This is a genomic window from Pantoea sp. F_5 (genome assembly GCF_008631595.1).
GTDB lineage: Bacteria > Pseudomonadota > Gammaproteobacteria > Enterobacterales > Enterobacteriaceae > Pantoea > Pantoea gossypiicola.
On the sequence record NZ_VWUO01000015.1, the window covers coordinates 70,726 to 82,998 of the forward strand.

The following is a 12,273-nucleotide window of genomic DNA, read 5'->3' on the forward strand; positions in this document are numbered from 1 at the left end:
GCGTCAGCGGCGCGGTATGGTCATGACTTTCCAACTCACCCGGTAAAAGAGATGCAGATATCCAGCCCTGAGTTAATTGACCCCGCATCGCGCGCCTTCAAAAGCGTGTTGGACCAGCTCGCGCCCACTGATGCAACCGTATTAATTATTGGCGAAACCGGCACCGGCAAAGAGGTGATGGCGCGCTATCTGCATCACCACAGCGCCCGCAGCCGGCAGCCTTTTCTGGCGGTTAACTGCGGCGCACTTACCGAGAGCCTGGCGGAGTCGGAGCTGTTTGGTCATGAGAAGGGTGCCTTTACCGGCGCACAGGATAGGCATCGTGGCTGGTTTGAGGCGGCTGAGGGCGGCACGTTACTGCTGGATGAGATTGGTGAGCTAAGCCCGTCGCTGCAGGTGAAGCTGCTACGCGTGCTGCAGGAGCGTGAGATCACCCGCGTGGGTTCGTCCAGGCCGGTAAAAGTCAATGTGCGGGTCATTGCCGCGACCAACCGGGATCTGGCGGTGGCTATCCGTGAACGCCGATTCCGGGAAGACCTCTACTACCGGCTGAATGTGGCCAGCGTCACACTGCCACCGCTGCGCCAGCGCTGCGAAGATATACCGGTACTGGCCAGTCACTTCCTGCAACTCTATGCGCGCCGTCTTGGTCGTCCTCAGCTTCGCCTCAGCGATGAAGCCATGACGGTGTTGATGAACTACAGCTGGCCGGGCAACATCCGTGAACTGGAGAACACGCTGCACAACGCCGTGCTGCTCAGCAAAACCTCACTGGTCACGCCCCAGCAGCTGCGGCTAAGCCCACTTGCGGGGAGCGATCTGCCGCAGGGAGAGGAGGCATTGGATCAGTTTTTACGCCAGCAGATGCAGCAGAGTGACTCGCCGCTCTATCCCCGGGTCATTGCTGCGCTGGTGAAAAATGCGCTGGAACTCACGCAGGGTAATCAGTTACAGGCGGCCGCGCTGCTGGGGATCAGCCGACATACATTGCGCACACAGCTGGGGCATCTGGGGGTGATTAAACCGCGCCGCGGTTCAGTGCGTCAGCGCGATGCTGCTCCTGGTCAGCAGCCTGAGCGGGAGCGGGAACTGCGTATTGGTTATCAGAAATTTGGCAACCTTGGCATTCTGAAAGCGCGCCAGTCGCTGGAGCAGCAGCTGGCCGGGCAGGGTGTCAGCGTCATGTGGAGTGAGTTTCCTGCGGGTCCCCAGCTTCTGCATGCGCTGAGCAATAAGGAGATCGATTTCGGGACCACCGGTGAGGTTCCACCCTTGTTTGCACAGGCCAGCAACAGTCCGATGGTCTATGTCGCCTGGGAACCTGCCGCCCCGCAGAGCGTGGCGCTGCTGGTGCCGAACAGCAGCCCGGTTCAGCAGATTGGCGATCTCAGGGGCAAACGCATCGCAGTGAATCGCGGCTCCAACGTTCACTATCTGTTATTGCAGATTCTGGATGAGGCGGGTTTAGCGCTGGATGATGTGCGCATTGTCTATGCCCCGCCTAAATATCCGCTGACACCCAGCGACCTCAACGCGGTGGATGCCTGGATGATGTGGGATCCGTTACTCAGTGATGCTGAGAACAGCGGAGAGTTCAGGGTGATTGCGGATGGCACAGGCCGGGTCAATAACCATCAGTTTTACCTGGCTGAGCGCGGATTTGCGACGCACGCTGGCGATCTGTTACATGTTCTGCTTAGTGCGCTGGAGCAGACCGGCCGCTACATTGATGCGCATCGTGCTGAAGCTGCCGGACTGCTCTCCACGGAACTCGGCATCTCTGCCACCTCACTGATGCACGCCTTAGCCCGACGCAGTCATCAGACTCAGAGAATGAACCTGGCCATCATCCGGGAACAGCAGACCATCGCGGACCGCTTCTATGCGCTGGGGTTATTCAGTCGCGCCATTCGCGTACGCGAGTCGGTCTGGCATCCATAGCGTTTTTTTAGCTAAGCATCGAACATTTCATCGCTAAGCGCTTCAACCCGCGTTTGTTATGTTGCGCAGACAACAACCAGACTCAGGAATGAGAGATGAAAAAAGTTTTACTCAGCGTAATGATGATTGCCGCCCAGGCGGGTTTCGCGTTCAACACCCAGGCAGCAGAGAAACCCGAGACAGTGAACATCGGTTTTCAGAAAGCCAATATCTTCGCGCTGCTGAAGTATCGCGGCACGCTGGATCAGGAATTTAAAAAGCAGGGTATTGCGGTGCACTGGATTGAGTTCCCGGCCGGACCGCAGATGCTGGAAGGCTTAAACATCGGCAGTATCGATCTGGCCGCTACCGGCGACGCGCCACCGACATTCGCGCAGGCAGCGCAGGCCGATCTGGTTTATCTGGGACACTCGCCTGCTAACCCTAAAACCGAAGCGATTGTGGTGCCCGCTGACTCCCCGATTAAAAGTGTGGCGGATCTCAAAGGCAAGCGCGTGGCGCTGAATAAAGGCTCTGACGTTAACTATCTGCTGGTCACCGCGCTGGAGCAGGCCGGGCTGACCTATAAAGACATTACGCCGGTCTATCTGCCACCTGCTGATGCGCGCGCCGCTTTCCAGCGTGGTGCGGTGGATGCCTGGGTCATCTGGGATCCCTATTACGCCGAAGTGGAAACTAATGCCCACGCGCGGCTGCTTAAAAATGCCGAAGGGCTGGTGCCACACTACACCTTCTATCTTGCCAGTCGTAAGTTCGCAGAGACATATCCACATATCGCCACTGAGGTGGTAGATGAGCTGGGTTCACTGAGTCAGTGGGCTAATCAAAATCAGGAAGAAGCAGCAAAAATCATGTCCACCTCAACCGGCCTGCCGCAGCCGATCTGGCAGCGCGCGCTGGCAAGGATGCCGTTTGGCGCAGAGCGGATGACGCCAGAAGTCTTCACCCAGCAGCAGGCGCTGGCAGATACCTTTACCCGGATTGGTTTGTTGCCGGTAAAAGTCGATATCCGCAGCGCGACGTGGTCACAGGATAAGAAGTAGGCAAACATCAGGCGGATGTTTATCAGGATAAACGCCGTCTGACATCTGATGATAATCAGGCTGTTAAATAGCAACAGGCGGCCTCGCTAATCCTGTTCCAGCATTATCCCGGAGCGTTACAGCAGGACGAGGATAAGCAGAACGACAGTGGGAGATAAATGGGTTTTTAGCGAAGCGGTTTTATATTTCATAGAGTTACATGATATTTCTTTTGCCAGACTGCGCCATAAGCTGTTCTACACTTACACCTTCAGTCGCGCCATTTGACTGAAAAAGCAGCATCACGAAGAAGGTGGTGACAGCAATGTATCACGCAGTCGCCACCCTCAAAACTGAGCATGCACGAGAGGTGAACACTATGAAAGCAGTTGTCTATAACGGACCGTTTGACGTTTCAGTCAAAGACGTTCCGGATCCGAAAATCGTTCGTCCCACCGATGTGATTGTCCGTATTACCACCACCAATATCTGCGGTTCTGACTTACATATGTACGAAGGGCGAACCAGCTTCGAGCAGGGTCGCATCTTCGGCCATGAGAACCTGGGACAGGTTATTGAGGCTGGCAGCGCTGTGGAGCGCGTTAAAGTCGGTGATTATGTCTGTCTGCCCTTTAACGTCGGCTGCGGCTTCTGTGAAAATTGCGAGAAAGGGTTAACCGGTTACTGTCTGACAGCCAACCCGGGTACGGCAGGTGCCGCCTATGGCTTTGCGGAGATGGGTGAATGGGAGGGCGGACAGGCGGAGCTACTTCGCGTTCCCTATGCTGATTTTAACTGCCTGGTACTGCCGCCGGATGCGGTAGAAAAAGAGGAAGATTACGTTCTGCTTTCTGATATCTTCCCCACCGGCTGGCATGCCACTGAACTGGCAGGCTTGCGCCCTGGCGAGAGTGTTGCCATTTACGGCGCTGGCCCGGTCGGCTTAATGGCTGCGCACTCGGCCATGATTAAAGGCGCATCACAGGTCTTTGTGGTCGATACTCATCCGGACAGACTGGCGTTAGCCGAACAGCTTGGCGCAGTGGCGATCAATGGCGTGGGTGATGAGGCGGTAAATAAAATCCTCGAACTCACCGACGGGCGCGGCACGGATTGCGGTTGCGAATGCGTGGGTTATCAGTGCTGCAATAAACATGGCCACGAGGATAACTCCGCCACACTGAACAGCCTTGTTGCATCCACCAAAGCCACGGGCGGCATTGGTACGGTAGGCGTTTTTGTTCCTCAGGATCCCGGCGGTGCAACCGAACTGGCTAAAGAGGGAAAAGTGCCGTTCGATTTTGGTACGTTCTGGTTTAAAGGACAGTCGATGAAGACCGGCCAGTGTAATGTGAAAGCCTACAACCGCCAGCTCGCCAGGCTTATCCATCAGGGCAGAGCCAATCCGTCGCAGATCATCTCGCACCGTCTTGCACTGGCAGACGCTCCCGAAGGCTATAAGCATTTTGACGATCGTGATAATGGCTGGACAAAGGTTATCCTCAAACCCTGAATCGTGAGCCATAGTGCATAAGCCACATTCAGGTTGTAATAACAGGGATAACTAAAACCGCCTGTCTGTGGTTTGGGGCTTTATATCGTATGACATAACCTTGCCGAAGCTACCGGGTGTCGCGCAAGTCATAATCAGCGGCTTTTTCTTAACTGAATTAGTGCTTTTCATTCTGGATAAATCGGATTCTGTCAGTACACCATGACTGGTTAACAGGTCTTCATCCTGATACCATAAAGACCTGTTAAGCAGTCCTGGAGGCCTTATGCCACACATCATTTTAAGCGATACCAGTGCCAGCGTCAGCGAACTTAAAAAAAACCCGATGGCTACTGTTAATGCCGGGGACGGCTATCCCGTCGCTATTCTCAACCGCAACCAGCCTGCATTCTATTGCGTGCCGGCTGAGCTTTATGAACAGATGCTTGATGCCCTTGACGATCAGGAACTGGCTAAGCTGGTCCACGAACGGAGCAACCAGCCTCTGCTTGATGTCGATCTGGATGCACTTTTGTGAGTTATACCGTCAAGTTCAGGGAAGAGGCTTTTAAAGAATGGCAGAAGCTGGACAAATCTCTCCAGCAGCAGTTTGCTAAAAAGCTTAAGAAATGTTGTGAGAATCCCCATATCCCCTCGGCAAAATTACGTGGCATTAAAGACTGCTACAAAATCAAACTTCGGGCGTCCGGCTTTCGGCTGGTTTATCAGGTGATCGACGATCAACTGATCATTGCCGTAGTGGCTGTAGGTAAGCGCGAGCGCAATGATGTGTATCATCTTGCCAGTGAGAGAATGCGTTAGTAAGGCCTGATTTGATCATACATGCATATTTTCTGTGGAGAGGACAGATTTCATCAGGATTTACCGCTATCGATAAATCGAATTTTAAAATAAAAATATGTCTTTTGGATTGAGCTTGTTTTTCATATAGCCTCCCGGTTTATATAAGGCCAGAAAAAATAATTTTATCAAAGACTATAATGGTAACGGGCATGACCTACTCATTTATTATATAAAAATAATCCCTGAGAGTCGATAATAACTTTGTCGGCCAGGGATTTTATTATAAAATGACACTCTGACCTTATTATTTTTATTAATGATTTAACAAGTTGTTACGTCAGCCAACTATATTAACCTGAAAAGTAGAAAGGATTTAGAATGTTTGATCAAATTCTCGCTGCAATAAAAATTCGGCAGGAACTTCCAGATGCAATTGGTTATACATTCATTGAAAAACAAGATATGTTCGAAATTCCGAATGAAATAACCAAGGATTTAAGCAAAGAGGCTTTAGAAAAAATTGAACAGTTAAGTTGCCTTTATTTCCGCATAGACAATTTCACTACCAGCGTTCAGAAAAACATACGAGTTTTAATGTCAGGTTCATATGAATATCTGCCTCGCTTAATTTATCATCGCCGTGATGTAGATGTCGTTTTTGAGGTAATGCCCGATTTAAAAGAGATTTTAATTAATGAAGTTTTTCCAAATGACTCTGTCATTATACAATTCTACAATACAGATAAAAAATTCAATGTTGACCAGGTGCTTATAAAAGAAAAAACCATAACACCGACCATGCAAAAACTGGCATATGCAAAGCGCCATCCAGATCTTGCCTAAATGAGATTTACATCCTCACTATTAATTCTCATTTTATCATGCTTAGCTATTTTCTCAATATTTCCTGGCGCACATGCTTACTTTACACGCTCAGAATATGAGGAAAAAATGAGCGAATTTACTGAGAACTCGAATCTGTGCAAATATGAATTATTCGAGAACTCGGCGGACAAAGAAAAAGAACTTGAGCGTAGATTTCTTCAATTGGGAGAAGCCGGAAGTACTACACTGCTCATTAATAAAGTTCCTACACTTGCAGAACTCAAGCTTAAGGATACTGTTGTTCTGTGTGTGCCAACAAAACCCCGTGACAAATTCTAAACCTCTAAATTTCAAAACATGCATAATTATAGTAATAAGCTGCAAGCAATAGCATCATTGATGTACAGGTGACTGCATCGCGCAACATAGGGTGCGCGTCCGTACAATTAATTTAACATAATTAGTGTTATGCGGATAAAACACAAGCTGTTTATACTTTGCTGATTCAACACTACAACATCAACAATGCCGGGCGGCATCATGAATCGGAACAGAAAGTGAATGCAACGCTGCTACCTTTTACGGCAGCAGCCTGCTAATGACAATTCTGTCTGCTACGACAGCACCGCTAACGCCTCGATTTCAATTTTGGCATCTTTCGGAAGACGAGCCACCTCAACACAGGAACGCGCTGGAAATGCTCCGGCGTGCTTTGTAAAAAAGGCTTCATAAACCGCATTTACGGCGGCAAAGTCGTTCAGATCTTTGACAAAAACGGTTGTTTTAACAATGTCTTTCACCGCCAGACCTGAGGCTTCGATGATCGCTCTGACGTTCTCCAGAGACTGGTAAGCCTGAACTTCAATCGCCTCTGACATTAGCCCTGTTTCCGGATCGACCGGTAACTGTCCAGAGGTAAAAACCATGCTGCCGGTGCTTATTGCCTGAACGTAAGGACCAATGGCTGCCGGTGCCTGTTTTGTACTGATAATGTTCATTTAATGCTTCTCTCTTCCGTTACATAAATTGGTTAAGCAGAATCAGTGAGCCTACTCCGCTGATGACCACCCAAATCAGGCCAAACCGAAAGCTCACTAAAGTACAGACGATCGCCGCAATCACCTTGGGATTATGCAGGTCGAACTGCATACGTGAGTTAATGTCCAGAATCTGGACGGTGATGATGGCAGGCAGCACGGTCACGGGTACGAAGCGCAGTGTTTTCCTGACCCGTTCGCTCATTTGTATTTTGCCTGCCATCCCGGTAAAGGAGACGCGGATGAGAAATGTCACCGCTGCCATACCCAATGTCAGCGCAGCAAAGTAGCTATTATTCATGTGCGGTGTCCCTGATGATGGAAGAGCCGCTGACGTTTTTCTGCCTGCGTTCTTCCGACAGATCCACCGCCAGGCCCGCAAGCACGCCAAGCAGAGAGGCGATGACGATACCCAGTGAGCACGGCAGGATAACCAGCAGTACGCCTGACATAGAGGCGACCAGAGCCGCGACCGTGCAGGCCTGACTTTTGACCTGAGGCACCACGATGGCGATGAAAGCGGCCACCATCGCAAAATCCAGACCGTATTTCTGAATATCCGGGAAAGAAGAGCCGATCATCGCGCCCATAAAGTTTGCCAGCACCCAGAATCCCCAGAAAGTCAGCATAACGGTGAAATAGAAGAGGTATTTGTCTCCCCTGTTTTCTTCCATCTCCTTAATCGTGGTGGCATACACCTCATCGGTCAGCGCGTAAGACATCAGGCATTTTTGAAAAAAAGAAGCATCCCGGATTTTACCGGCCAGAGAGGCACTGTAGAGTACGTGGCGCAGATTGATGACGAAGGTAGTGAAGATAATCACCCCCAGGCTGGCACCGGTTTTCAGCATGTTCACTGCCAGCATCTGGGCTGAACCAGCAATTACGATGCAGGACCAGGCTGTGCTCTGCCACACACTCATGCCAGCGCTGACGCTTAATGCGCCAACGATGAAGGAGAACGGAAAGTCTCCTATACAGAGGGGCATTACCGCGCTGACGCCACGGCAGATGGTGGTTTTCTTGTCCATTAACACTCTCCCGAGCCGCTCACTGAGAGCAGCTCGTCATTGTCTGAAGGCACTCAACTGTGCGCGAGCGCGTCCTTTTCGGTCATGATGTGAATGATTTCTTTGTCGGTAGCAGGCATCGCGTTAACAACCAACCGGCTAAGGTTATCAACCGTCTGCTCAGCACTGACGCCGACAATGCCATCGGTGCTGCTGACCCGTACGCCCTGCCTTGCCATCAACACGGATCTGAACGCACTCGACGTCGCGGTTGAGACTTTCATTGCGCAACTGCCCGAAGCACCATCACAGATGATTCCACTTACGTCGCTGATCATATTGATAACGGCTGACTCAACGACATTCAAATCACGGCTGAACAGCCATGCCATGCCTGCCGCAGCGCCCATTGCCGCCGTGGATGCCGCACACAGGGCCGAAAGCCGGGTGTAACGGGCATGTACGGAGATGGCTACCAGATGTGACAGTGTCAGCGCTCTGGCCAGCGTCTCCTGATCGGCGTTGAGCGACCGGGCTAACACAACGACAGGCAGCGTCGCCGTTATCCCCTGATTGCCGGATCCAAAATTGGACATGGCCGTGACTGGCGCACCGCCCATTCGGGCGTCAGAAGCCGCCACCGTTTCCAGCTGAATACGGTAAAGCAGATCATCGCTCATCAGCCCCTGACTGAGGGCGGCTGAAAGCGTGCCGGCAATATTGAGTCCGTAGCGGCCATGTATACCCGCCTGGGATAACTCGCTATTCAGACGAGCGGCCTCGAGCATAAAATCAATATCACGCAGGGGAACCCGGGTGATGAAGTCAAACGCCTCACGCACAGAGAACTGGGGCAGTGGTGGCGTGCTGGCTTTTTTCTCCGGGCGGCAGAAGTCAGCGACAGGCTGGTCATTCAGATAGAGTTCCGTAATGGAGGTATGCCCGCCCTTGACGACGATACGGCACCTGTTTTCCTTACCAGATACCGTCAGGTCGACGTGAATAAAATCGGGTACGGCGCGGGCGGTAATGTTAACCAGCTCCTGATCCACCAGAACCTCAGCCTGTTTAATGTGTTCTGCGGTGAGTCCGCGCAGCGCCTCCAGCCCTTTATCAGGATCGGCACCGTAGACGCCTATGGCTGCAGCCATAGCAATACCGGAGCACTGTGTTCCCGGAATAGTCACAGCCATCGCGTTTTTATACAGATTCTCAGAAACAAAGCCCGAGACACTGACGCAGGGTTCATGCAGATAACGGCAGGCCATGGCTGCGGCAAATGCTATCGCTACCGGCTCTGTACACCCCAACGCAGGTCTGACTTCCTGCCTGAGCCATTTCAGGAAAACGTCATCGTTAATTTTACTCACAGGCATCCTCTCAAAATTTGATTCACTCTTTGGAGGTATGATAATCAGGAGGGGGGAGAAATATTTTCTCAATCCCCGACTTTTAGTAAGGTTATGGAGAAAATTTTTTTCTGCTTCAGAAGATGACAGGATATTTCATACTGTAACCCAGTGAACACGTGTAGCAGAGTGCACAGGAGTATCGGCCACCAGTATGGGGAAAATTTGCAGCTGAAAATGTTTCACGAGGCTCGCTGATTTAAGAAGAATATTCTCCTTAGTCAGAAATGATATTTGTTATCAACCTGAACCGATTTTTTGATTAGATTATACTGCCTGATGCAGGCGCTGGTGTGACCATCGCGATATTCAACGTCACCAGCAATCAGCGTCTGGCAATTAAGCCCTATTGTTGGTGAATCTGCCCCCCGGGTCCTGCCTTCAGTCAGCGCCTATAACGCCTTACCCTCACCCTTTTAAGCCAGGCGGAGACTCTATGACTAACAATCACAACCCCGAACCCTGCAGCGGCACCCTGTTTTTCGATGTCAATGAAACCCTGCTGGATACCACATCCCTGAACCAGGCTGTCGCGCAACGGCTCGGCGACAGGCCTGAGCGCGCCGAGGCCTGGTTTACCTCACTGTTGCATCATTCACTGGTCGAGTCAGTGACCGGCAGCTGGCACAGCTTTGGTGATATTGCAGAAGCGGTACTGAAGATGACCGCTGCGCGTTACGGCGTCACTATGCCAGCTGGCGCGACGCCGCTGGCTGACATCATCGCCGCCATGCCCGCCCATCCGGATATTGCCACTGGCTTGTCTGCATTGCAGCAGCAGGGTTTTACGCTGGTTGCGCTGACCAACTCCTCAGCCGCGCTGGCTGAAAAACAACTCAGCTCAGCCAGACTGACACCGCTGTTCACTCGCATTCTCAGCGTGGAACAAGTGAAGGTGTATAAGCCCGATCTCAGAGTCTATCAGTGGGCCATGAAAGAGATGGGCAAGCCCGCCGCAGAGTGCATGATGGTGGCTGCGCATGGCTGGGATGTTGGCGGAGCAAAACGGGCTGGCATGAAAACCGCCTTTGTCAGCCGTCAGGGACAGGCACTTTATCCGCTGGCACCTGCACCTGATTTGATCGTCAGCGATATCCAGGCGCTGGCCGCACAGCTTAAGCCGCTCTGCTGAGCATAGTGCGCAGTGATTGCCGGTGAGACTCAGGCAGTCAGTCTGCCTGGGTCTCAAATGCCGATCTGACCGCTTCCACGATGCGCCCGGACAGTGTCGCATCGTCCAGCAACGGGAACGTTTTTTTAAGCTTGCCGGAAATCTGCCAGCCATTTTCCTTCAGCGAACGAATAATGCGACTCGCATCCTGATCGGGCATTTCAACGACTTCCTTCAGGCGCTGCTGTGCACGCTGAAATATCACCAGCACGCGCGCTTCATCAGCCATCTCTTTTCGGACGGTGTGCTCTATTACTTTGCCGGTATAGAGCACATGCTCGGTTAAGTCGGGATAGCGCCAGGCGAACCGGGCATCCTCATAATTGCTAAAACTGAAATTACTCAGCGTGCCATCTTCATAGGTTTTCAGTTCGCCAAACCGATAACAGCCTGCATAGCGCCGCATCAGCCGTTTCGAGAACACGTCCAGCGTGCGATCGTAGCCGACCCGGAAATCTATCGAGCTGGTGATGGTGGCTGAGACCGGCAGGATGACCCCATCCGGTATCGCCCCGTCACGAATCAGCGTGTCATTGATTAAAAATCGGTGGATGCGACCATTGCCATCACGCATCGGGTGAATATAGACGAAGCCAAACGCAATAACCGCGGCACGGGCCAGTGGCGCGGCCCCCCGCGTCGCCAGGTCAAAGGCTTTAAGGCCCTGCATGAAGCGAGGAACATCATCATAGTGTGGCGCAATATAGTGGACGATATCTTCACGCATTGTCGACTGCCCGACAAATACAGGTGAGCGGCGCAGGCCCAGCCCCAATGCGTCCTGGCCAAGAATGCCCTGCTGTATGGTATGCAGGCTGCTATCACTGAGCGGATCGTCAAGCTGTCCGCAATACTGCGCAATAACGTGAGCAAAACGCTGAATGCGGTCGCCCTGATCCGACTCTTTCTCAATCAGAAAACTGGCGCGCGACTCTTTAAATGTCAGCCAGCTGGCCGTGCGCATCAGAATGTCCGCGCCAAAGGCGCTATCCAGATCGTTTAAGGCTTCATTGAGATCGAACGTAAGCGCCTGTTCAACGGCCGCGGTCCTGCGCACCAGCGGGCAGAAATCCACCGTTCCTGGCAGGTTATCATTGATGCGCCAGCGTCTGACGCGCTTTACTGTCGTTCGGGTCAGATAGGTTTTGGATGAGATGGCCTCAATATAGCCTCCATTGGTGACATCCGGTACCTGCAGCGTGTTGCCGGTCAGCCATTCATAGAGAAAGCCAGCCCGTCGCGCATACTGTCCGAACGGCTCCTGACGGCACCACGCCTCCAGAGGTTCCGGGCCGACAGCGGTAAACAGGCGGGCAAAAAACTCAAGGTGAATCTCTTCGTATTTGAGACCAAAGGCAAAGTGACCGGCAAAATCATCTTCCGGTTGATAGCCAGGTGGATAATGATTTTCCACCTGCCCCTGACTCTCATGATGAGAGCGTACCGTTCCGATAGCTGACTTAACGCGTAATGGCTGCGCCGGATTAATAGCATAACGTTCGCGCAGTGCGCTGAAGCCGACCAGCATAGCGAATCCTTTATCCGTTTCCCGAAAATGATAA

Annotated in this window: 13 protein-coding genes; 8 read left to right on the forward strand and 5 right to left on the reverse strand. The window is 52.0% G+C overall.

Features of this window, described 5'->3' with window-relative positions; translation table 11 throughout:
• The first annotated feature begins 51 nt into the window (after positions 1 to 51).
• The 7 genes from F3I44_RS18150 (at position 52) to F3I44_RS18180 (ending at position 6,423) form a co-directional block, all read left to right on the forward strand.
• The gene (locus F3I44_RS18150) at positions 52 to 1,941 is read left to right on the forward strand and encodes a sigma-54-dependent Fis family transcriptional regulator (protein WP_150015179.1); all 1,890 of its coding nucleotides are present in this window, start codon (positions 52 to 54) and stop codon (positions 1,939 to 1,941) included.
• Between the two features lie 119 nt (positions 1,942 to 2,060).
• Positions 2,061 to 2,984 (forward strand): sulfonate ABC transporter substrate-binding protein, encoded by a 924-nt coding sequence (locus F3I44_RS18155; protein ID WP_223811699.1) that lies wholly within the window; start codon positions 2,061 to 2,063, stop codon positions 2,982 to 2,984.
• Between the two features lie 358 nt (positions 2,985 to 3,342).
• Entirely contained in the window at positions 3,343 to 4,476 is a 1,134-nt protein-coding gene (locus F3I44_RS18160) for a glutathione-independent formaldehyde dehydrogenase (RefSeq protein WP_150015177.1), read from the forward strand.
• A 265-nt stretch (positions 4,477 to 4,741) separates the two neighbouring features.
• On the forward strand, positions 4,742 to 4,993 hold the full coding sequence (locus tag F3I44_RS18165; RefSeq protein ID WP_150015176.1) for a type II toxin-antitoxin system Phd/YefM family antitoxin: 252 nt from the start codon (positions 4,742 to 4,744) through the stop codon (positions 4,991 to 4,993).
• Positions 4,990 to 5,277, forward strand: coding sequence for a type II toxin-antitoxin system RelE/ParE family toxin (locus tag F3I44_RS18170; protein WP_150019507.1), 288 nt, complete (start codon positions 4,990 to 4,992; stop codon positions 5,275 to 5,277). The genes F3I44_RS18165 and F3I44_RS18170 overlap by 4 nt, the downstream gene beginning before the upstream one ends.
• A 360-nt stretch (positions 5,278 to 5,637) precedes the next feature.
• Positions 5,638 to 6,102, forward strand: a complete 465-nt coding sequence (locus tag F3I44_RS18175; RefSeq protein ID WP_150015806.1) for a hypothetical protein — start codon at positions 5,638 to 5,640, stop codon at positions 6,100 to 6,102.
• A gap of 108 nt (positions 6,103 to 6,210) precedes the next feature.
• Positions 6,211 to 6,423, forward strand: coding sequence for a hypothetical protein (locus tag F3I44_RS18180; protein WP_150015807.1), 213 nt, complete (start codon positions 6,211 to 6,213; stop codon positions 6,421 to 6,423).
• Between the two features lie 275 nt (positions 6,424 to 6,698).
• On the opposite strand, the gene F3I44_RS18185 is transcribed toward F3I44_RS18180, so the two are convergent.
• From F3I44_RS18185 to F3I44_RS18200, 4 genes are read right to left on the reverse strand one after another with little or no spacing between them, the layout of a single operon-like run.
• Positions 6,699 to 7,082 (reverse strand): RidA family protein, encoded by a 384-nt coding sequence (locus tag F3I44_RS18185; protein WP_150015808.1) that lies wholly within the window; start codon positions 7,080 to 7,082, stop codon positions 6,699 to 6,701.
• A 19-nt stretch (positions 7,083 to 7,101) separates the two neighbouring features.
• Positions 7,102 to 7,422 (reverse strand): AzlD domain-containing protein, encoded by a 321-nt coding sequence (locus tag F3I44_RS18190; protein ID WP_150015809.1) that lies wholly within the window; start codon positions 7,420 to 7,422, stop codon positions 7,102 to 7,104.
• On the reverse strand, positions 7,415 to 8,152 hold the full coding sequence (locus F3I44_RS18195) for an AzlC family ABC transporter permease (RefSeq protein WP_150015810.1): 738 nt from the start codon (positions 8,150 to 8,152) through the stop codon (positions 7,415 to 7,417). The genes F3I44_RS18190 and F3I44_RS18195 overlap by 8 nt, the downstream gene beginning before the upstream one ends.
• Before the next feature lie 53 nt (positions 8,153 to 8,205).
• Positions 8,206 to 9,501, reverse strand: coding sequence for a serine dehydratase subunit alpha family protein (locus F3I44_RS18200; protein ID WP_223811697.1), 1,296 nt, complete (start codon positions 9,499 to 9,501; stop codon positions 8,206 to 8,208).
• 475 nt (positions 9,502 to 9,976) lie between these two features.
• On the opposite strand from F3I44_RS18200, the gene F3I44_RS18205 reads away from it, so the two are divergent.
• Complete coding sequence (locus F3I44_RS18205) at positions 9,977 to 10,672, forward strand: haloacid dehalogenase type II (protein ID WP_150015812.1); 696 nt, start codon at positions 9,977 to 9,979, stop codon at positions 10,670 to 10,672.
• A 37-nt stretch (positions 10,673 to 10,709) separates the two neighbouring features.
• Here the strand turns inward: F3I44_RS18205 and F3I44_RS18210 are convergent, their stop codons facing one another.
• Positions 10,710 to 12,239 carry a Fic family protein gene (locus F3I44_RS18210; protein ID WP_150015813.1) on the reverse strand — a complete coding sequence of 510 codons (1,530 nt, stop codon included), beginning with the start codon at positions 12,237 to 12,239 and terminating at the stop codon, positions 10,710 to 10,712.
• Between the last annotated feature and the right edge of the window lie 34 nt (positions 12,240 to 12,273).